The sequence below is a fragment of the Cupriavidus sp. 291-E7 genome (assembly GCF_057798835.1).
Genome location: NZ_JBYOJV010000041.1, coordinates 1 through 19,832, shown reverse-complemented (window position 1 = coordinate 19,832; position 19,832 = coordinate 1). Strand labels below are relative to the sequence as shown.

Annotated in this window: 18 protein-coding genes and 3 pseudogenes; 16 read left to right on the top strand and 5 right to left on the bottom strand. The window is 59.3% G+C overall.

The window, feature by feature from the left end; translation table 11 throughout:
* The 5 genes and pseudogenes from AC3FLX_RS33000 to AC3FLX_RS32980 all read left to right on the top strand — a co-directional run.
* On the top strand, window positions 1-541 hold a 541-nt coding region (locus AC3FLX_RS33000; protein WP_488701146.1), incomplete at its 5' end, for a DDE-type integrase/transposase/recombinase.
* A 2-nt stretch (window positions 542-543) separates the two neighbouring features.
* Entirely contained in the window at window positions 544-672 is a 129-nt protein-coding gene (locus AC3FLX_RS32995) for a helix-turn-helix domain-containing protein (protein ID WP_488701501.1), read from the top strand.
* Window positions 673-897: 225 nt separating this feature from the next.
* Window positions 898-1,230: pseudogene (locus tag AC3FLX_RS32990) on the top strand (transposase); the annotation flags it as partial.
* Between the two features lie 884 nt (window positions 1,231-2,114).
* Entirely contained in the window at window positions 2,115-3,341 is a 1,227-nt protein-coding gene (locus AC3FLX_RS32985) for a sensor histidine kinase (protein WP_488701500.1), read from the top strand.
* Window positions 3,322-3,978, top strand: a complete 657-nt coding sequence (locus AC3FLX_RS32980; protein WP_488701499.1) for a response regulator transcription factor — start codon at window positions 3,322-3,324, stop codon at window positions 3,976-3,978. Before AC3FLX_RS32985 ends, AC3FLX_RS32980 begins: the two co-directional genes overlap by 20 nt.
* 994 nt (window positions 3,979-4,972) lie before the next feature.
* Here AC3FLX_RS32980 and AC3FLX_RS32975 read toward each other — a convergent pair.
* Both AC3FLX_RS32975 and AC3FLX_RS32970 read right to left on the bottom strand, forming a co-directional pair.
* Window positions 4,973-6,112 (bottom strand): DUF8189 domain-containing protein, encoded by a 1,140-nt coding sequence (locus tag AC3FLX_RS32975; protein ID WP_488701498.1) that lies wholly within the window; start codon window positions 6,110-6,112, stop codon window positions 4,973-4,975.
* A gap of 605 nt (window positions 6,113-6,717) precedes the next feature.
* A pseudogene (locus AC3FLX_RS32970) lies at window positions 6,718-6,920 on the bottom strand (IS630 family transposase); the annotation flags it as partial.
* Window positions 6,921-7,288: 368 nt separating this feature from the next.
* Between AC3FLX_RS32970 and AC3FLX_RS32965 the strand changes: the two are divergent.
* The 3 genes from AC3FLX_RS32965 (at window position 7,289) to AC3FLX_RS32955 (ending at window position 8,312) form a co-directional block, all read left to right on the top strand.
* The gene (locus AC3FLX_RS32965; protein ID WP_488701497.1) at window positions 7,289-7,642 is read left to right on the top strand and encodes a hypothetical protein; all 354 of its coding nucleotides are present in this window, start codon (window positions 7,289-7,291) and stop codon (window positions 7,640-7,642) included.
* A 124-nt stretch (window positions 7,643-7,766) separates the two neighbouring features.
* On the top strand, window positions 7,767-8,060 hold the full coding sequence (locus tag AC3FLX_RS32960; RefSeq protein ID WP_488701496.1) for a hypothetical protein: 294 nt from the start codon (window positions 7,767-7,769) through the stop codon (window positions 8,058-8,060).
* 78 nt (window positions 8,061-8,138) lie between these two features.
* Complete coding sequence (locus AC3FLX_RS32955) at window positions 8,139-8,312, top strand: hypothetical protein (RefSeq protein WP_488701495.1); 174 nt, start codon at window positions 8,139-8,141, stop codon at window positions 8,310-8,312.
* A gap of 149 nt (window positions 8,313-8,461) precedes the next feature.
* Here AC3FLX_RS32955 and AC3FLX_RS32950 read toward each other — a convergent pair whose 3' ends face one another.
* The gene (locus tag AC3FLX_RS32950; RefSeq protein ID WP_488701494.1) at window positions 8,462-9,640 is read right to left on the bottom strand and encodes a diguanylate cyclase domain-containing protein; all 1,179 of its coding nucleotides are present in this window, start codon (window positions 9,638-9,640) and stop codon (window positions 8,462-8,464) included.
* An 811-nt stretch (window positions 9,641-10,451) separates the two neighbouring features.
* On the bottom strand, window positions 10,452-10,946 hold the full coding sequence (locus tag AC3FLX_RS32945) for a fumarate hydratase (RefSeq protein ID WP_488701493.1): 495 nt from the start codon (window positions 10,944-10,946) through the stop codon (window positions 10,452-10,454).
* Window positions 10,947-11,270: 324 nt separating this feature from the next.
* On the opposite strand from AC3FLX_RS32945, the pseudogene AC3FLX_RS32940 reads away from it, so the two are divergent.
* The 3 genes and pseudogenes from AC3FLX_RS32940 to AC3FLX_RS32930 all read left to right on the top strand — a co-directional run bounded on the left by AC3FLX_RS32940 (window position 11,271) and on the right by AC3FLX_RS32930 (window position 12,571).
* Window positions 11,271-12,169 (top strand): annotated as a pseudogene (locus tag AC3FLX_RS32940) (MBL fold metallo-hydrolase).
* 5 nt (window positions 12,170-12,174) lie between these two features.
* Window positions 12,175-12,429 carry a nuclear transport factor 2 family protein gene (locus AC3FLX_RS32935; RefSeq protein WP_488701492.1) on the top strand — a complete coding sequence of 85 codons (255 nt, stop codon included), beginning with the start codon at window positions 12,175-12,177 and terminating at the stop codon, window positions 12,427-12,429.
* 10 nt (window positions 12,430-12,439) lie between these two features.
* On the top strand, window positions 12,440-12,571 hold the full coding sequence (locus AC3FLX_RS32930; RefSeq protein WP_488701491.1) for a hypothetical protein: 132 nt from the start codon (window positions 12,440-12,442) through the stop codon (window positions 12,569-12,571).
* Between the two features lie 33 nt (window positions 12,572-12,604).
* Here the strand turns inward: AC3FLX_RS32930 and AC3FLX_RS32925 are convergent, their stop codons facing one another.
* The gene (locus tag AC3FLX_RS32925) at window positions 12,605-13,558 is read right to left on the bottom strand and encodes a LysR substrate-binding domain-containing protein (protein WP_488701490.1); all 954 of its coding nucleotides are present in this window, start codon (window positions 13,556-13,558) and stop codon (window positions 12,605-12,607) included.
* Window positions 13,559-13,778: 220 nt separating this feature from the next.
* On the opposite strand from AC3FLX_RS32925, the gene AC3FLX_RS32920 reads away from it, so the two are divergent.
* From AC3FLX_RS32920 to AC3FLX_RS32900, 5 genes are all read left to right on the top strand, one after another.
* Window positions 13,779-14,780: a Bug family tripartite tricarboxylate transporter substrate binding protein gene (locus AC3FLX_RS32920; RefSeq protein ID WP_488701489.1), complete on the top strand. Its 1,002-nt coding sequence runs from the start codon at window positions 13,779-13,781 to the stop codon at window positions 14,778-14,780.
* Between the two features lie 75 nt (window positions 14,781-14,855).
* A complete protein-coding gene (locus tag AC3FLX_RS32915; RefSeq protein WP_488701488.1) occupies window positions 14,856-16,226 on the top strand; it encodes an MmgE/PrpD family protein in 1,371 nt (456 codons plus the stop codon).
* On the top strand, window positions 16,219-17,649 hold the full coding sequence (locus AC3FLX_RS32910; protein ID WP_488701487.1) for a M20 family metallopeptidase: 1,431 nt from the start codon (window positions 16,219-16,221) through the stop codon (window positions 17,647-17,649). The genes AC3FLX_RS32915 and AC3FLX_RS32910 overlap by 8 nt, the downstream gene beginning before the upstream one ends.
* A gap of 49 nt (window positions 17,650-17,698) precedes the next feature.
* Window positions 17,699-18,682 (top strand): Bug family tripartite tricarboxylate transporter substrate binding protein, encoded by a 984-nt coding sequence (locus AC3FLX_RS32905; RefSeq protein WP_488701486.1) that lies wholly within the window; start codon window positions 17,699-17,701, stop codon window positions 18,680-18,682.
* A 10-nt stretch (window positions 18,683-18,692) separates the two neighbouring features.
* Window positions 18,693-19,832, top strand: a 1,140-nt coding sequence (locus tag AC3FLX_RS32900) for an amidase (RefSeq protein ID WP_488701485.1), incomplete at its 3' end; no start/stop codon positions are given.

Here is a 19,832-nt window from a genome sequence, read left to right as displayed (position 1 = left end):
ACGTCGCCATGACGGCCGCGTCGCTGTTGACCGTAGCAATGTTCGCTGGTGTTCAGACGGCTTCGAATTCCGTTGCGACGACGGCTCGCCGCTACGCGTAACCTTTGCGCTGGATTGCCATGACCGGGAAGCCATCAGTTGGGCTGCAACCACCGGCGGGCACAGTGGCGATATTGTGCGAGATGTGATGCTGGCCGCCGTCGAACAGCGCTTTGGCGCTGTGCAGACCGAGCGCACCATCGAATGGCTGTCGGACAACGGGTCGGCGTACATCGACCATCGTACCCGCGCCTTCGCGCGGGAGCTGGGACTGGAGCCACTGACCACCCCCGTGCGTTCTCCGCAAAGCAACGGCATGGCCGAATCCTTCGTCAAGACCATGAAACGCGATTACATTGCGTTCATGAACAGGCCCGACGTGCCAACAGCGCTCTCTCAGTTAACGGTCGCATTCGAGCAATACAATGAGCGGCATCCACACAAAGCGTTGAGATATCGTTCGCCTCGCGAGTTCCGGCGAGCTGCCACATCATCAACTTAACGGTGTTTGGGTGTCCTGAATCACAGGGTCAACTCCAGCAGATTGCAACGCAGTGTGGGGTAACACCACCTGCGGTGACGTTCTGGAAGAAGCGATTTGTGGCACATGGACTGGCCGGCTTGCACGATTAAGCCAAGTCGGGGCCGACCTCGTACCCATGACGATGAAGCTGTGGCCGAATTGCTCAGCAAAGTCCTACATGGGAAGCCGCGTGGTTCCACACATTGGAGCGTGCGCTCGGCGGTCGCGGATACGGGCATCTCCAAGAGCTCAGTGGCCCGATCTTTTCTCTATTTGACGTGCAACCGCATCGCGCCAAGAGCTTCGAGCTGTTGATTTGCACTGAATCCTGACCCACCGGGGGTGCGGACAACGCTTATGGCACGCACGACTTCGTTCAAGACCGCTGAACTCGCGGGGTGACGCCCTATATGGCACGCAACGACGCACGAGCTGGCGGCTGCGCCATCGATGGCAATACCTCGCGGCACGAGGGCTACCGAGTGAGCCAGGTCATCCGCAAACGAATTGAAGAGCACTTTGGCTGGGGCAAGACGGTCGGACGACTTCGACAAACTGTATATCGTGGCCTCGAACGCGTAGATCAACACTTCAAACTGACGATGATGGCCAGCAATCTGATCCGAATTGCACGAATACTGGGTGCGGTGCCGCGAGGAGCGGTGCAAAGAGCCGCCAAAGCGGGGCGGCCGCGCGGCGCCATGCCGGCGCGCCCCGGAATTGGGGTGCCCAATCGCATGGCATAGCAGAAATTCAGCGGCCATTTCCATGTCTATTTGTGTTTAGCTGCGCCGCGCCCTTCGTGACGGAGTGCTTTTCAACAGCCTGCTAGGAACCATCAGCCCCATTCCGTCTGATTCCGAGGCTGTGCTGGACTGGCAGTTTTCGGCTGACTAGGAGAAGGAGTTTCGTGCTTTGGGCCATAGGCGGGTGTCACGGATGTCGCATCCTGTTGCATTTTGCAGGTTGGTTTTTTCTCTCCCGCCGTTATGACAGTCGCACGCGCAGTTCGCCTTCTCCCCGACTACACGGAGCGCAACCTTGATACAGACGGCTAAAGGAACGGAACTACCGGGACCCGGTTATGGGAGGAATAGCAGTACGTCGCGCCAGATTCGCGCGGTCAGGGTGAAGGGATTGCGCGCCTTGAATCACTCAAACTCTGGCTCCTTGAAGTTCGGAAGGACAGATGTTTGTGATGAAGGCCCACGTTTTACTTTCGGATTGACCGATGATGAAATAGAAAGGATGGTGACGACGCCCCATCAGCATAGTACCGATTCAGTAGCTGCGCGAGCATAGTGGCCCAGCGAGACGGGCGAAGCTCGCTTCCTTCCGCACGAATCCGCACGGGGAATTGGTCGCATGCGACTAGCCCGGGAAACTACAACCCACGCGTATGACCTCGCTTGGAAGGGAATTATCAATGAGCCGGCTTACTAATCAGGCACGCGCGAGATCGCTGCATCGCCGCTTAAGCCTGTCGGTAGGGGGCGTGGCTCTACTAGCTGGGTTGCTAGGGGCATTCGGGGCGTGGGTGGTGGTGCAGCAGATGGGTAACCAGTTCAATAGCGATCTCCAAGCCGCAGCGGCTTCGATCCAAACCGCCCCCGCTCGCATGCCGGTACAGGCCGACAGCGCTCATCCGATGCCACACGTCGTGATACAGACTTGGCGGGCGGGGGACGACACATTCCCGGGTCATACCAGCGATCCCACTGTGCTGCTGCCACGCGCTCGTCAGGGATTTTCGTCCGTGCACGGCGCAAATGGCAATCTTTGGGATGTCTTCGCGCTAAAGGCGGGGGATGCGCATGTACAAATCGCAGAACAGCGATCTGTTCGCTCGGATAACGCTTGGCGGGTGGCAATGTGGGTCGCCGTGCCAGTGTTGCTACTGCTGCCGTTGCTGTTCTGGCTTGTCTGGGCCATTGTGCGGTTGTCGCTGCGCCCACTCGGAGAAATTGGCATGCGCGTCGCGCAAGCGGATCTCAATCACCTGGAGCCTGTGACCATTTGCACTGCGCCAGAGGAACTCCATCCCTTTCTCACATCGATTAACGATATGATGGCGAGGCTTTCCACGTTGATTCAGACCGAGCGGATCTTTATTGCCGATGCAGCGCATGAGCTGCGTACGCCCATCACGGCGCTGCAGTTGCAGTTGGACAACCTTCGGCACGCACCGCCCGATGCACAGAGCGAACGGCTGGAGGAACTGGGGCGCGGAATCCGACGCACGGCGGCGCTCGTGACGCAGTTGCTGGGCTTGGCGAGGGCCGAGATAGGCGTCAATACTCCGGCCGCTGTCGTGAATCTTCCCCAGATGGTGACCAACGTTGTGGCGGATCTACTGCCGCTGGCCCTGGATCGCGGAGTAGATCTCGGCGTGGAGAGGCTTGATGAAGTCAGCGTCAGCGCCCATGAGACCGACTTGCGCATGCTATTCAAGAACCTAATCGACAATGCTATCCGCTACGGCGGCCCCGGTTGCCGCATAGACGTCAGCTTGAGGCGATGCGACGATCACATTGAAATCGAAGTTGTCGATAATGGCCCTGGAATTCCGGAATTCGAGCGCACGTGTGTCTTCGGCCGCTTCTATCGAGGAAGCGCCACGGGCGAGGAAGGCAGTGGCCTCGGGCTGGCCATCGTGCTTACGGTGGTGCAGAATCTTGGCGGCAAGATATGGCTCTCGGATCGCGACGACGGCCACAGTGGTTTGGTCGCGCGCATCCATCTTCCGGCGCTAAACAGCCATGAGAATCTTGTTGATTGAAGACGACCCCCAGATCGGGCAGAGCCTGACGCGGGCACTCAAGGATGCCCAGTGCAGTGTCGATTGGGTGCGCACTGGTGATCTCGCAATGTCAGCGATCGTTGACGGCTCTTACACGGCGATACTACTGGATCTCGGACTGCCAGACGCGGAGGGACTAGACATCCTGAAGTGGATGCGGCAGCGCATGGACGAGACTCCTCTGCTGATAGTCACCGCGCGCGATGACGTCGATGCGCATATCGACGGGTTAGACCTAGGCGCGGACGACTATGTCGTCAAACCATTCGAGGCGCGTACTCTGCTGGCGCGAATCCGGGCCGTGGTACGGCGCAAATCCGGCTACTCATCAGCCACGCTTACGCACGGGCAAGTCGCCCTTGATATCAACTTACGGTCGCTGAGCTACGGCGCGCATGTTGAAGTGCTTAGCGCCAGAGAATTTGCTCTGATGCTGGCGCTGCTGGAGCGGCCCGGCGCCATCCTTTCTCGCGCGCACTTGGAAGAGCGTATATACGGTTGGGGCGAAGAGGTCGAAAGCAATGCTGTGGATGCTGTTATTTACGGCCTGCGCAAGAAGTTCGGCAGCGGCATTGTACGCAATGTGCGTGGACTTGGTTGGACAGTGCCAGGTTGAAGTTTTTAATTGAGACCCTACGGGGTTACCTTGCCAGTAATACCGACTGCTGCTGAGAGGGATGTATTAAGCAGAACAATCAGAAGTCCTATATGCCACCAACGAATCTTATCCATGCCGCGAGCGTAAGTTTCGGCCAGTGAACTGCGTAATATCCGTCGAAAGTAGTACATTGTCAACGGAACGTATGCCGACAACACTTGGGACGGTTTAGTCTATTTCAGTTAGTCCGACTCATGCGCTCCAATCCCTGGGATCCTACCAGATAGCAGAAGAGGTGACATATCTAGCCCAAAGGGGAGATTACTTATATGGTCGCCTTTATCGCTCCAATTTCCGCATGCTCATGGTGATCGCGTCATGTCATGTCATGTCATGTCATGTCGGGTCGGCCCATGATCGTGCTCCTGGCTTGGTGGAAAGGCCGCCCGCTTGGCAGGAAGCGGGACAGGGTATGAGATCTGAGTTCATCCCTCTGCTAAATAGAAATATCAGTGTGCTTTTTATACGGGGTTGGATGTTTTTTGTGGGATGCCCGTAAGGAAGTGGCGCTGGCCGATAGCGCCTGAGCGGGGAGCAGTGGCTCATTACGGACAAGAATTCAAGGACCGGGCGGTAGCACAGTTGTTACCGCCGGAGAGTGCGGCAGTGGAAGTGGTCGGGAATTGGTGTGGCAGTGGCCACACTGGAGCGCTGGCGTGCGGCCAGGTCGCGTCAAGGCTCGCCCTCCAGCTCCTCAGAATGGAGTTCAGCAGCGCCCAGTTGGACTAAGGAATCAGCAAGCAGGCACTCCGCGTGTCCGAGCGCTTCTGATCGAGATCGCGTAGTAGTGGCTCCGGTACCAACGGATAGCCCGCCTTAATACACGCGCTCTCGTTCGGGCGAGATCGCTTACGCTAGCAGATAGATCGCTTAAATGCTGATGTCCGTAGTGGAAGTGTGCAAAGACAGAGAAGTCCGGAACCATCTCCAGACCTCTCCGCGCCAGTAAATCTTACTGCTGTGCCATGTAATTTATATATGACAGCGTGCCATCTGCATTGGCCTGCGCGAGGCTTACGTTGCCGTTGCTAACGACCGCATTGATGTATCCCGTGAAGCTGGGATTGAGGCGACCTACCGACTGCACGGTATTTACCCAGAACGAGGGCGACGCCAGCGATTGCGAGACGAGCAGCACCTGGCGCTCATCCGTCATCCATATGAGCTGGGGTGTGCCAGCGTTGCTAACGATCACAGGGGCGACCGACAGCATCGGGTACTGATCTGCCGTTAGATTGCCAACCCCACCCCAGGTCGGGAAATTGTACGAGGGATTCGTGGAGGGGGCGCAGAATACCAGCGGATTCTTGCCCTGAGCCGATTGGCTGTTGCAGCCCGCGTAAGTGGCGTTGTTGGTGTTCGCGCAGAAGTTAGCCGCCGGCCCATTAACAAATTGCGGCATCGGGTTGGAACCGCCGCCGACAACGGCAAATTGACTCCAGCTGTCGGCCCCGCCGCCCGCGTACTGGGTCGACTGGTAGAGATTGTTGTCCTTACCCAGCACCACCGCCTGCAGCTGTCCTGTGTTCTGCAACAAGAGCACCGTGAACTCTTGTGCCTGCGGATTAAAGCCACCGCCTAAGCGCGACCAGTTCGACCACGTGATTACCGGCGATACCGCCGTCTGATAGCAATGCCACAGATTACCGCCCGTATCGAGCGAGAACGCTTCCAACCGCTGGTTGGAATTGACCGCCAGCACTGGCGCGCCAACGAAGGTGGCCGGCTGGCCGCCGCCGATGGTCGTCCAAGGTGTGTAGGATCCAATGTACGGGTTGATATACGTTACCTGAATCTGACCGGCTTGCATCAAACCAACAACCGCAATTGTGCCATTTGGCGACGAGGCCACACCGGGGTTGAACTGCAGCGTACCTCCCCACTTGGACCAGCTCCCACTGGTACCCGAGGAGGCCACTGTACACATTCCTAGTGTGTTGTCAGTGTTGCGGGTGAAGACGTACATCGAGCCGCCATAGAAGATCTGTTGAGGCGTTCCTCGAAGCGCTCCGCCCAAGTTGGCCCAGTCATTCATGGTGGCCGCACTCACCTCGGACAGCTCTACTTCCTCAAATTCAAACGGTTTATTCATTTTAAAGATCATCCGTCACGAAATTGGGTGCCTGCCGGCGTTTCAGGCACACACAGAAAAAGGTGAAAAATAAAAATGCCGGCACCGACTTAAATTGCTACTTTTTCGGCACTAAATCATCGAATGAATTATATTTATTATTGGTAAAATATAATGAAATTATAAGGTCTGAGACGCAGAAGCGTCGCACAATAATATCTTGCGATAGCAATCGGCGCGGCAGAAACTTTCATTTTAGCTTTTCGTTAAAGCGATATTTATTGTTCGGCGACCATAAGATTATGTTGGGGATTGGAGATCGGCAAATTATTTATATTTATTTCAGATGTGCAGCAATTTTTAATTGCATATTGTTGTATGCAGATTTAATTAAAGTTTATTTCAGGATTTGTGCGATTAATTTAGAAAGTTCGCACATTTTTTGGTGGTTAAAAATGTTTTATGTGCAAGATGGCCCAATTGAGTTTTCGTCCGAACCGATGGATTTCGGCTCAAAAATCAGTTCCGGCCGTCGGCTATTGCGTCGGTGATGCCGTTCCCTCAGACTTGCTCATTGCTGCTCAAGCAGGGAAAAAGCTATTGAACCGGCATTCATGATGCTTGAATCACGCCGCGTATTTGACCGGATGATGCTGAAAGTAGCGTCGAATGCGTTTAGGCACACTGCGCGGATGGCTCGATGCAGCCTTATGAACTGCAGTTTGGTGCGGAGCCGGCGCCCGCGAGGTGACGCCTGCTTGATATCGGCGTTGGCCATTTCGTTGGGATTGAGTTCGGGACTGCAGCTGGGCAGGTAAAACAATTCGATTCGACATTACTTATATGGTCGCCTCCCTTTTGCAAGGAATCTCGTCGGTGGCGAGCAGGGTAGTTGCGGACTTATATCCGGACTCAATCGCGGGGAAGTCGCCTCGCCGGCCCGATGGAATTCGCCGCAGTAAAAATCGGATTCAAGATCCGAGTAATGTCCCTGGCTTAGCTCTGCGCGGTCCAACCTGTCGATAGCAGGGCAGGGCTGCGTGGGAAGGGCTTGATTTGCTGAACAGCAAAAATGGCGATTTGGTCGAATATTCTGTACGGTCGCTGCAGCACCGTGGTCTTCGATTCCTACAGACTGAGCCAGTCAGGCCATTTCAAGCCAAAGCCAGTTCGACCCGACAAGAAACGCGAAACCCCGTGACCTCTACCCAAATTGCCGAACGATTCGCGTTGCATCGCGCCACGCCTCAGATCACGGCCGACGAGCACGCGCGACGCCGGGTCATCGAACTCGGCGAATGGGTGATGGCGCGAGATCGCATCTACCTCGACAAGTGCTTTTGGATTTACCTGCGGAGCGCGCGTATGCGGGCGCCGAGGCCCCCAGGCGCGTCGGATCTTCTGGGCGCCCTCGTTGCAGGTGTCGCTGCAAGGCGGCTGGTCTGTCCCATCAGCGATGCGCTGTTCCTTGAACTGATGAAGCAGTCGGACCTGACCGCGCGGGGTGCAACCGCCGAGTTGATCACAAGTCTACCGCGACGAGATCAATAGCGTGCTGGAAATCGCAGCCACGATCGCCGCCGACGTGCTGCACGACATGGCGAGGAAGGCTCTCGGCCCTGCCGCGCAGGCCTCAACAGAGGAGCGGGAAGAGATCACCAAGTAGTGTCTCGGCTTGCTGCGGGCAGCCATCCGTAAGCCCGCCGGCCCGCCGGCTTTGTGCACTCTGCAGATCGGTGCTCTGCTGCATGCGCCCTTGCACTGGAACCGCACGCAGAAGCTGGATGCCAACGACATGTTCGACTTCCGTCATGCAGAAGCGGCGCTGGGCTACTGCGCACTCCTGACCGATGGGCCCATGCACGCACTCTTGACGCAGCGGCACCTCGCCATCGAGCGCGACTTTCCGTGCCGAGTCATGTCCTCCGTGGAGGAGGCTGCCGACTGGGTTCGGCGCCGTACTGCGTGATGCCCGATGGCGGCAGTTCTCTCCAGCGGATTGCGCCGCGGCGCAAGGGCTGAAGTTCGCCCTTGTTCGGTATCCTGCATGTCGATTGACGATGGTGTTGCCAGAGTCGTCGCCCCGCAAATCGCTCCATCTCCCGCGCCAGCAAAAGATGCGCTTCTGACCGTAAAGGCGACGGTAAGGCCTCAGTTTATCACTGCCATTCCCTTTAACCACGCGGGTTTAGGTGGCCTGTTGATGATGGTGTGGGTCTGATCAATCGACTGGACAAAGTTCACCTGTCGCAGTGTCAACTCTCCTCCGAGCAGTTCTGTGTCAACACCTCTGGTAGGGGTGGTATACGAATACGGATCTCGCCGGGGGTGCGATGGGTAAGCATCGTTCCTACTGGGGGCCCCGCCATTTTACGCCCGCGTGCCGTGCAGCGGCGTGCTGGCGCCGCCCACCTCGGTCGGCTCGTACACGACAAACTGGTTCTTGCCCGCACGCTTGGCCATGTACAGCGCTGTATCTGCCTGCCGGAAGAGTTCGTTCTGTGTGGCGGGATGCCCGGCGCTGTTCAGGGCAATTCCGACTGACGCACTGCAAGCGACGAAGTGACCATCGATAAGGTATGGCTCAGAAATGGAAGAGACTATTGCTTGAGCGATACGCTCCGCTTCCTGTATCGAGGATATGCCCGTGGCAATAACTGCAAACTCATCGCCACCAAAACGGGCCGTAGAGTCAGTGTCACGAACTGCAGACTGGATGCGTACAGCGCACATTTTTAGCAGGATGTCCCCAGTGAAGTGTCCATGGCGATCGTTCACCGCTTTGAAACCATCCAGATCAACAAGGAGCAGTGCCAACTCACGATCGGTCAGTGCGGATGCCATGCGACGGTCGAATCCCCTTCGATTCAGTAGTCGAGTCAAATGGTCGCGCCCTGCATGTTGCCGGACGCCGTCGATAATGAGCGCCATCAGGAAAGTCGAGACAACACCTACGCTCAAGGCCCACGCAAGACGCGCGATAATGAGATTGCGGCGTGTGGTGTTCACATCTGCAATGTAGAGCCGCGCGGCTACTACCCAGTCCCAGCCATGCACCCGACGCACTGCGGAAATTTTTTCGATAAGCGTGTGATCAGCTCGTCTGTCAAATGCGGCGACTTGGCCCGTGTCGGTGGTCCATGCCAACTCTGCCAGTTCCACATAAGGGCGGCCACCCACCGCGTCGGTTAGGCTTTCCACCGATTTTCCCACTAGCCAAGGCTTGCTGGGATTCAACAATAGGATATAGTTCCGATCGAATGCGTACACGTAGCCGCCATCGTGAAATCGCATTAGTTCCCATTGCTTTAGTACTGCCTTTTTGGCTTCTTCCTCGGTCAGCTCGCCTCTGGCGACGCGCTCTTGGTACGACTCAGCGATGCGTACGGCTATGGCCAGGATATTCCGCAACCCTTGCAGACGTTCGGTAAGTATTCGGCTATGAGCGTCCATAGCGCTTTCGACGCTTACGACGAGCAAGCTGGTCCACATCAGCGCGAGTGCGAGCCACAGCTTCGCACTGAACGATATTCTCTGAAGCATGGTCATGGGGAACCTGACGCAGACAAATCAGAAATCGCAAAATCTGTCGCAAACTAGCGGGGTCACTGCTGTCACAGTCTCATAGTTACGGGGTACGTAAGTGCCTTTACCGCATGCGCGCTCACCCTCGCCGTTGATGATTTCAACAACACGCCCCTTCCCCGTTTTGACTGCATGCAAGCAGTGCTTTCGCACTCACAGAGATATAACGCTGCCCTGATATCTGATCGGAAGGCCCGGCGAGATTACCCAACCGGTTTCGGTGCGCGGGATTTTTATTGGCTTATCGAACGGTGTGACGGCTTTCCATACCCCACATTTGGGGGGGGGGCATCCGCAGCGGTCACGTAAGGCCTGGCCTGCACCTGTCTCCTCTCCGGCGCGATCGAATTCGACACCCGTACGACATCTTGCTGGCTCTTGAAAAGAGCTCTGCCAGGAAAGGCACATCGCCGATGAGGTATGGTCTCACCCGTGCGTTCGAGGCGGAGTGATTAGCGAATGTTGTGCCGTGTCTATATTGAGTGCGGCGGGACCGATTGCCCAAACAGATGCGTCCTGACGGCTGGCAGTCAAAAATGCCATTAACCGCCAAGCAAATTCATCGCTGTCGAAACCGTTTCCAACAAACACCGACCGCGCGCAGAAGGGGGCGTGACAGACGTCGGTTCGATCGAGTCGAAAGAGGGTTGCCGCCCTCGAGGGGCCGGTTGATCTGGCGTCAACCGAAAAATGAGGGCGGGAGTGCCGCGCTTACTCCAACCGTGCGCAGTTCTTACGCTGACACGATTGCGGTTTCAACCTTCAGTGCCGGTGCCTAGACGGCGGCGGCCTTCGTGCGGCGGACCTTTGCCGCGGGCTTCGCTGCGGGCCTTGCAACTTCAGGGGCTGCTTTGGCAGGTTTCAAGACCTTGACCGCCTGTGCAACCTTTGCGACGCTCGTCGGCTTGACGGCCGCCTGCGGCCTGCCAGTCTTCCTAGGCGGGTTGGTTTTCACCGACGGCTTGGCTTTCACTTTTGCCTTGGTGGCGGCCTTCTCTTTGGCTGCCGCAATCTTTTCCTTCGCCGCTACCTTCTCTGCGGCACGTGTAATGCGTGCCGATTCCTTCAGCTTTTTCAGATCAGCGACCGCCTTCACTATGGCCGTCTTGCCGGCAACAACCTGCTTTGCCAGATCGGCGCGAAGCTTGTCGAGTTGCTTCTGAGCTGCCTTCACTTCACGATCGAAGGCGTTTGCCTTCTTCGCGGGCGCTGCGGCAACTTTCTTCGGTGCACGTTTGGCTGCGGCTGCTGCGACTTTCTTGATGGCCATACTTGCAAAACTCCGTTGATTGGTTTTCGACGGAGGCGGAGTGTATCAGCGAAAAGTTCAGGCAACTATATGTACGTGGCGTACCAAAAGCCCAAGTTCTAGTGTAATTGAAGCCGAGTTTGGCCAAGTTAGGGGTTGTCCTTGGCTGTGATTCGGCGGAAAGCCCCTACTAACGACTGTTTCACTGCAGAACTGCGCATCGACGATGCCCGGCATTTTCGAATCCGCATGCCTTTGTCGAACAAGTCGCTACTGCCTGACGCTGTTCTTCGTCCGCGTCCAACCTCCGACCCACTACCCGCACGTTGCACAGAAGGGGCCCGCATGATGACTCGCCGACACTTCATTCAAGCCGCCGCGACCGCCGGCGCCGCCACCGCACTGGGTGGCCACGCTGCCACGCCAGTCGGTTCCGCTCCGTTGCAGTGGCAGCATTTCCCCGCAGGCGAGAAGGGCTTCTTTCGTGCTCCTGTGCTGGTGTCGGGGACCAAGGACGCCATCCTGATCGACGCCGGTTTCTCGCTGCCCGATGGACGCGCAGTGGCTGAGGCGATCAAGGCGTCAGGCAGGACGCTCACCACCATTTACATTAGCCAGAGCGACCCGGACTACTATTTCAACCTGGGAGCAACCAAGTCAGCCTTCCCCCAGGCGAAGGTCATCGCAGCCTCGGACACCATTGCTGCGATCCGCGGTAACGTACAGAAGAAGCTCGACACCTGGGGGCCGCAGTTGAAGGAGAATGGCCCGCGGACACTCGCCGATGTGGTGTTTCCCGAAGCCTTCGACGGTGCCTCGCTGAGCCTCGAAGGCGGACGATCGAGATTGTGCCGGCCCAAGGCCTGGCGAACCGCCGTTACCTTTGGGTGCCGTCGCTGCAGGCGGTCTTCGGAGGAGTCTTGGTCTTCTCCGGACTGCATGTGTGGACGGCTGACATCCCCACGCCTGCTGCACGGGCCGCATGGATCAGCAACCTGGAGGCGATCGCCAGTCGCAATCCTGCTGTAGTGGTACCTGGCCATTTGGCCATTGATGGTGCCCTAGATGTTTCGGCCGTCGCATACACGCGGGACTATCTTCTGGCCTTCGAGGAGGAGCTGGCGCGTGCAAAGGACAGCACGGCCCTGATCGCTGCGATGACCAAACGCTACCCGAGCGCCGGTCTGGCGGCCGCGCTGCAGATTGGCGCCAAGGTGGCCAAGGGCGAGATGAAGTGGGGTTGATGGTGATGCCAACTAATCTGGACATCGTCCAGGCCACTTACGAGGGGCCATCAGAGCAAAACGGCAGGAACCTGCTAGCGGCGCTCGCGCCCAACGCGACTTGGACGGAGGCTGCTGGTTTTCCTTATGCCGGCACCTACGTCGGCCCCGAACAGATCGTTGCGGGTGTTTTCCATCGCCTGGGCACCGAATGGGAGGGCTACCGCGCCAAGGTTCACACCTACCTGGCCGATGGCGAACCGGGTGGCGGCGTTTGGTGAGTACTCCGGCATGTACCGCAAGACGGGCAAGTTCATGGCGGCAACCTTTGCCCATCTTTACCGGCTCGAGGGCGGAAAGATTTTCAGTATGGAGCAGTTCGTGGACAGCTACCCGGTTCAGCAGGCACTAGTGGCAGGCTGAACGGTGGCGGGCGGTCATGACGAAGGATAGGCTTTAGCCAGGCTGGCGGGCGGACGAGTTCGCCGAAACGCCATCAAGCCACTGGGCGAACCGCTTGAGCCCATCCAGGTCGGAGCGCCATTCGGGCCAGCGCAGGTAGTACGCGCGTGGCGCTACCCACGGGTCGTCCCATAGGCAGACGAGCTTTCCCGAGTCCACGGCATTGCTGGCAATGAAGTCCGGAAGCAGCGCGACCCCCAACCCCGCAACGGCGCCGTTGAGCGCCATGGACAGCAGCGCATAACGGGGCCCGCCGTTCATGTGCGAGTCCGAGATGACCGTGTCAAGCCCCACTTGCGCCAACCAGCCGGGCCAGGCGTCCAACACCGTCACGCGCCGGATAAGCGTGTGGCCACGGAGCAGTTCACCCAATTGCGCGCGTCTCAGTGGCTGGTTGCCAAGCCGCTCGGCGCGCCGGAATGCCTTGAGGACGGCTGGCGCCACATATGGACGCAGCTCCGCGCGCAGCACTAGATTCGCGGCAAGACCGGGCATGGGACCGCTGCAGAACTCGATGGCGGCGTCATCCTCGCTCGTGGAGAAATCCACCGTTCCTACCCGGGTCGATAGATTGAGGGTGATGTCGGGATTGGCCGCCACAAAGGACTGCAGGCGTGGCATGAGCCAGTAGTTGGCGAAGCTGGAGGACACCGACAGGTTCAGCGAACCACCGAGTCCGCCGGTGGTAATAATGCTCTCGGTTGCGCGCTCGAGTTGACGGAGGGTCACGGACGTGTCATTCCAGTACTTCCGCCCAGCCTGCGTCAATTCCAGCCCGCTGCGACGCCGCACAAACAACGGCACGCCCAACTGACGTTCGAGCAGCAAGATGTGATGGCTGACCGCTCCCTGCGTGAGGTGCAGGTCATCCGCGGCGCGTGTAAAGCTCAGCAGCCTTGCGCTGGCATCCAGGCACCGCAGCGCGGTCATCGACGGCAAGCGAGTCATCCATTAATTCCTTTGATGCAAGGCGCAAAAAGATTGGTTTGCGTCCGAGCCTGTCATCCCAATACCATCAATGCATTGTCGCACAAGCGACCGGGCAGGCCAGGCACCTCCCATTTGCGGTGCATCATTTTTTCTGATGCACCAGTCTTGCAAACCAACCTCGGCGGTGAGCACCACGCCAGTGCGATGCGCGCGTTGGGGCAGATCACGAAGGCGAGAGATGATTCGAACGGCACAGTGGAAAATTGCGCGTCGACTGATGAGGGGCATCTGGGCGGCGATCGCGGCGATGGCAGCGTTGGTCGCAAGTCAGCCGGCGTGGGCGGAGTATCCCGACCGGCCAATCAAGTATGTGTTGAGCTCAGGAGCCGGGTCGGCACCGGACACGCTGATGCGGCTGATCCTGGAAGACGTGGGCAAGCGCCTCGGGACGGCCATCGTCATCGAGAACAAGTCCGGCGGCGGTGGCTTGATTGCCATGCAGGCCATCGCCTCTGCGACACCGGATGGCTACACGATAGGACATGGCAACACGCAGACGCTGGGCATAAACCCATCATTGTCGAAAGCCGGCCTTACCGCTGCCAATCATGTGGATCTCATCGTTCAAACCGGATACACCCCGAACCTGCTTTCGGTGTCGCCATCGCTGCCCGTGAAATCTGTCGGGGACCTGATTGCCTATGCGAAGGCCAATCCTGGCAAGCTTGTTTTTGGCTCGGCCGGAAATGGTACCTCAGGCCATGTCGGCGCGGAACTATTCAAGTACATGACCAAGACCCAGATGGTTCATGCGCCGTACAAGACGGCCCCTGCGGCGGTCAATGACGTTATGGCCGGTCACGTCGACCTGGTCTTTGACAACATCGCCGGAAGCCTGGCGGCGGTAAAGGGCGGTAAGTTGAAGCCCCTGGCCGTGACCAGCCTGAAGCGTTCGCCGCTGGTTCCGAACCTGCCGACGGTCGCGCAAGCCGGTGTTCCTGGCTTCGAAGTGATCGCATGGTCCGGCATCATCGGCCCCAAGGGCATGCCTTCCGCAGTCTTACAACGGCTCAACGCCACGGTGAACCAGTCGCTGAGGGACCCTCACATCGTCCAGGGCATGCGCGAACTGGGCTACGAAGTTGTCGGTGGCACACCGGCCGAATTCTCAGCCTGGGTGAGCCGCGAGCGCTCGAAGTGGGCCGACGTGATTCGCGCGTCTGGTGCCGCGACGGACTGATCGCGCCGCGTCCTCCGCCGATTCTCGCTTTCCCTTCTTCAAGATCAATGAGGCATCCCGCCTTGGAGTATGCGTATGTCAGTTCTGGAGACGCTTGCGGCCTGGGCCGCGAGCAATGAGCACGAATGGTCCGACGTTGTTCTGGCGCGGGCGATGCACGCGTTTGGCGACACCATTGCGTGTATGGTGGCCGGCAGCGTCGATCCGGTCAGCATCAAGGTGGCACAAGGCCTGGAAGCATGGGGTGCCGGCGGCGCGACGGTGGTGGGTACCGACGCCAGGGTCCCCGCGCCATGGGCAGCCATGGTCAATGGTACGGCCGCGCACGTCCTGGAGATCGATGACAACTTCTATCCCGCGCTCACGCACGCATCCGCAGTTCTGGTGCCCGCGCTGATCGCATTGGGCGAGGAGATCGACGCCAGTGGTGCGCAACTGCTCGACGCCTACATCGTTGGCGTGGAGCTGCATGCGACGCTGGGCCGCGGCGTCAACCGCTCCCACTACTTCGCAGGCTGGCATCCGACAGCAACAGTGGGCTGTATTGGCACGGCAGGGGCGTGCGCTCGCCTTCTCAAGCTCGACGCGACGCAAACGGCGGCGGCGATGAGCCTGGCGGTCAGCATGGCCTCGGGCAACAAGGCACAGTTTGGCACCGAGGCCAAGTCGTTCCAGTGTGGCATGTCGGCATCGAACGCGATTGTGGCGGCGCGGCTGGCCGCCGCCGGCCTGCAAGGCAACCTCGAAGTGCTGGAGGATCCGCAGGGATTCCTTTCGCTCTATGGGGGGCCGGCACCACGCGGCTGGGACGAACCGCTGAAAAAGCTTGGTAAGCCACTGGCGCTCGAGGAGTTCGGGCTGGCCCCGAAGCGTCACGCATGTTGTGGGTCCGCGCACAACGCCATCGACTGCGTGCTCGATCTGAAGCGCAAGCACGGTTTCACGGCAGCGGACGTCGAGACCATCGATATTCTCGTCGGCGCGAGCAACAAGAAGAACCTGCGCTACGACGATCCCGTCGACGAATTCCAGGCGCGCTTCTCGATGCACTACAACATTGCGCTGGCCCTGTTGCAGGGAACGGTCACACTGGCTGATTTCACACCCGAAGCCGTCCAGCGCAAGGCAGTGCGCGACCTGTTCAAGGTGACCCGCCTCAAAGCCCGTGCGTTCGAAGACGAGCCCAAGGACCCGGACGATCGGCCACCGCACATCGTCACCATCACGCTGAAGGATGGTCGAACGTTCGAGGCGCAGCGCATCTATGCCCGGGGACTGATTCAGGACCCCTATTCCGACGAAGAGCGGCTCGCCAAGGTTGTGGCGTGCTGTGCCTCGCTGATGTCAGCCGGCGCGCTGGATGCCCTCGTGCAGCAACTTGCCGGGTTGCGCACGCTGAAGAGCATTCGTTCCATGACCGCTACGCTGGGAGTCAAGCATGACTGAGGCTGCTATGAAGCGAAAGGCACTGGAAAGCGCCCTGCGTTTTTTTCAGGATGGCCGCTTCGCGGAAGCGTTGGCCAGGCGCGTGGCGTATCGCTCTGTCAGCGGTCCCGATGCGAAGGACGAAGATCTGCTGCCGTACTACCGGGAGATTCTGGCGCCAGACCTGACTGCGATGGGATTTCGCTGCACGTACCTCGCCAATCCCGTCACGGGCGGTTCGCCCTTCCTGCTGGCGGAGCGCATCGAGTCGCCAGAATTCCTGACGGTCCTCACCTATGGACACGGGGACGTGGTGCCGGGCTATGACGACCAATGGGAAGAAGGGCTGTCCCCGTGGTTGCTGACCCTGCGTGACGACGCATGGTACGGCCGAGGCGTGGCGGACAACAAGGGGCAGCATCTCACCAATCTGACCGCATTGCGCGAAGTCATCGCGGCGCGCAATGGCCGTCTGGGCTTTAACCTGAAGGCGCTGTTCGAACTGGGTGAGGAGCGCAGCTCGCCTGGACTGCGTCAAGTTTGCAAGGAAAACGCCCAGGTGCTTGCGGCTGATCTCTTCATCGCCTCGGACGGCCCACGCGTCAGCAAGGATCAGCCTACGCTGTTCCTCGGTTCGCGCGGCTCCGCTGTGTTCGAGCTGTCCTGCTCGCCGCGTGCTGGCGGACTGCATTCCGGCAACTGGGGCGGCATCATGAAGAATCCAGGCGTGGTTCTTGCCAGTGCCATTGCATCGATGGTCGACGGCAAGGGCCGGATCCTCGTGCCAGACCTTCTGCCGCCGCCGATTCCTGCCCCCGTGCGTGACGCGCTTGCGCGGCTGAAGGTCGACAGCGAGAGCCTCGGAAGAAAGATCGACGACGCGTGGGGCGAACCGGGCTTCACGGCTGCAGAACGGCTGCTTGGCTGGAATTCGCTGGAAGTGCTGACCTTGCATGCAGGCAACTACGCGAAGCCGGTCAACGCGATCCCGCCTGCCGCGCATGCGCACCTGCAACTGCGATTTGTAGTGGGCACGAACTGGACGGCAATCGAGGACATCGTGCGCAAGCATCTCGACCGAGCAGGTTTCCCCGATGTGCAGGTGAAGCTCGTCCGCGGGTCTCCCGCCACGCGTCTCGATCCCACCAGTCCCTGGGTGAGTTGGGCCAAGGCCGCGGTGAAGGATGTGATGGGCACGGAGCCGGCAGTGGTGCCGAACCTTGGCGGCACGGTGCCAAACGATGTCTTTTCCGACATCCTCGGGCTGCCCACGGTATGGATTCCGCATTCGTATCCGGGTTGCAAGCAGCACGCCGCAAACGAGCATCTGCCGCTCACCATCGTTGCGCAGGGACTGGCGATGATGGTGTCAGTGTTTTGGGAGCTTGGCGAGGCGGGAGCGCTGGCTGCGCGCAGTGAGCACCGCGCCGTCCAGGCGGCTTGACCGAGCGGCGCAAGGATTTTTTTGGTGGATGAAAATGGGTGATACAAGAATGTCAAAGCATTTGCTGGGACGCCGCTTCGTCGTGATGGCGCTGGGATTGGCAATGTCGGGGGTTGCCCTGGCGCAGGGTCCGGGCTACCCGTCGCGCCCGATCCAGTTGGTCGTGCCTTTTCCCGCAGGCGGCAATACCGATGTGGTGGGCCGCATGGTGGCGGCGAAGCTGGGCGAACAGCTCGGCCAGTCCATCGTGGTCGAGAACCGTGCGGGCGCTGGCACCGTCATTGGCGCGGCCTTCGTTGCGAAGGCCCCGGCCGATGGCTACACGCTGCTCATCAGCTCGGGCTCAACCTTCACCTCGGGGCCGGCCATCGCCCCGAAGCTGCCGTACGACCCCGTCAAGAGCTTCGAGCCCATTGGCCTGCTCGGCCGGAACGCGCTGGTGCTGTTGGCCGGAAAATCCGTGTCAGCGCACACATTGCAAGACGTGATCGCAGCCACGCAGGCCAAGCCGGGGGACTATAACTATGCGTCGTTTGGCAATGGTAGCACCGCCCACTTTGCTGGTGAGATGATCAAGACCGCCACGGGCATCCGCATGACCCACGTCCCGTACAAGGGCAGTGCTCCGGCAATGAATGACCTGCTAGGCGGTCAGATCCAGTTCGATATCGATACCGTTCCCGCGGCGCTACCCTATATCAAGGAAGGGCGTATCAAGCCGATTGTCGTGACCACGGCCAAGCGGTCGACACTCCTGCCCAATGTCCCGACTCTCGCGGAGAGCGGTGTGAAGCTGCCGTCCATTTCGACATGGGTAGCCATCGCCGCGCCCAGGGGACTGCCGCCGGAGACCAAGGCGAAGCTGCAGAAGGCGCTGGCCGATACGATGACGAATCCGCAGATGCAGGAGAAGCTGCTGGCCACCGGTTTCGAAGTCGGCTACGCCGATGGCAAGGCCGTGGAGGCCTTGATTGCGGAAGAGCTGCCGCGCCTGAAGTCCGTGGCGCAACAATCCGGCATCCACGCAGACTGACAATCGAGCCATGCAACCATTTGCCCTGAGTGCCGCCGAGGCATCCGAACGGATCCGCCATCGCGAATTGTCGTGTGAAGAACTGACGCGATCCACGCTGGACCAGATCGCACGCAACGAGCCGATGGTTCGCGCCTTTTCATATCTCGACGAGGATACCGTCATCCGACGTGCGCGTGAACTCGACAAGCGGCAGCCAGGGCATGCGTTGCACGGCCTGACGATCGCAGTCAAGGATGTCATCGAGACAGTCGACATGCCGACGACGTACAACGCGTCTGCCTATGCCAACCATCGTAGCGGCAAGGATGCCGCGTGCGTCGCGACCGTGCGCGCGTTGGGAGCATTGGTCATTGGCAAGACAGATACGGTAGAGTTCGGGACAAACGGCCGGCCGGCGGCCACGCGAAATCCTCACAATCTTGCGCATACGCCAGGAGGCTCATCGTCGGGCTCCGCGGCTGCCGTGGCCGCGGGTATGGCCCAGCTGGCGTTCGGGACGCAGACGGGCGGCTCCATCATTAGACCCGCTGCGTATAACGGCATCTTCGGATTCAAGCCCACGCATGGCGTAACCAGTGCCGAAGGCGCCAAGGTCTATGCGCCAAGCCTCGACACGATCGGCTGGTATGGCCGCAGCGTTGCCGACCTGGATTTGGTTGCCAGCGCACTTCAGATTTGCGATGAGGACGCCGATGCCATGCGGACGTTGCGGGGGCTCAAGGTTGGCCTGTACCGTGGTCCACACTGGGGTAAGGTCGATGCATCAGGTCAGACTGCGTTGGAATCGATGGCGACCGCCCTGTCTCGCGAGGGTGCGGAAGTATATGACCTGGAGTTGCCCGCCGATTTCGCGAGTTTGACAGCCGCACAGCAGGTCATCATCCGCCAAGAGGGCCGCCGAAGCTTCCTTCCGGAACTTGTGACACGGCCGGATGACTTGCATCCTTCGATCCGGCAGACTGCCGAAAACAATGTCGGCTACAGCCATCGCGACTTGGTCGCTGCCTATGATTTGGCCGCAACTTGCAGAAGGCAGTTCGATGCGCTGTTCGGTAACGATGGGCAGCTGGACGTGGTCTTGACACCGCCTTCACTTGGTGAAGCACCTTTCGGCCTAGATGACACCGGTAGTCCGGTGTGTAATAGC

Excerpts from the sequence above, each read along its gene's own strand:
- AC3FLX_RS32980 (WP_488701499.1), top strand. The coding sequence starts at position 3,322 with ATGAGAATCTTGTTGATTGAAGACGACCCCCAGATCGGGCAGAGCCTG.
- AC3FLX_RS32930 (WP_488701491.1), top strand. The coding sequence starts at position 12,440 with ATGTACCGCAAGACGGGCAAGTTCATGGCGGCAACCTTTGCCCATCTT.
- AC3FLX_RS32915 (WP_488701488.1), top strand. The coding sequence starts at position 14,856 with ATGTCAGTTCTGGAGACGCTTGCGGCCTGGGCCGCGAGCAATGAGCAC.
- AC3FLX_RS32910 (WP_488701487.1), top strand. The coding sequence starts at position 16,219 with ATGACTGAGGCTGCTATGAAGCGAAAGGCACTGGAAAGCGCCCTGCGT.
- AC3FLX_RS32985 (WP_488701500.1), top strand. The coding sequence starts at position 2,115 with ATGGGTAACCAGTTCAATAGCGATCTCCAAGCCGCAGCGGCTTCGATC.
- AC3FLX_RS32925 (WP_488701490.1), bottom strand. The coding sequence starts at position 13,558 with ATGACTCGCTTGCCGTCGATGACCGCGCTGCGGTGCCTGGATGCCAGC.
- AC3FLX_RS32945 (WP_488701493.1), bottom strand. The coding sequence starts at position 10,946 with ATGGCCATCAAGAAAGTCGCAGCAGCCGCAGCCAAACGTGCACCGAAG.
- AC3FLX_RS32905 (WP_488701486.1), top strand. The coding sequence starts at position 17,699 with ATGTCAAAGCATTTGCTGGGACGCCGCTTCGTCGTGATGGCGCTGGGA.
- AC3FLX_RS32955 (WP_488701495.1), top strand. The coding sequence starts at position 8,139 with ATGTCGATTGACGATGGTGTTGCCAGAGTCGTCGCCCCGCAAATCGCT.
- AC3FLX_RS32950 (WP_488701494.1), bottom strand. The coding sequence starts at position 9,640 with ATGACCATGCTTCAGAGAATATCGTTCAGTGCGAAGCTGTGGCTCGCA.
- AC3FLX_RS32975 (WP_488701498.1), bottom strand. The coding sequence starts at position 6,112 with ATGAATAAACCGTTTGAATTTGAGGAAGTAGAGCTGTCCGAGGTGAGT.
- AC3FLX_RS32935 (WP_488701492.1), top strand. The coding sequence starts at position 12,175 with ATGCCAACTAATCTGGACATCGTCCAGGCCACTTACGAGGGGCCATCA.
- AC3FLX_RS32920 (WP_488701489.1), top strand. The coding sequence starts at position 13,779 with ATGATTCGAACGGCACAGTGGAAAATTGCGCGTCGACTGATGAGGGGC.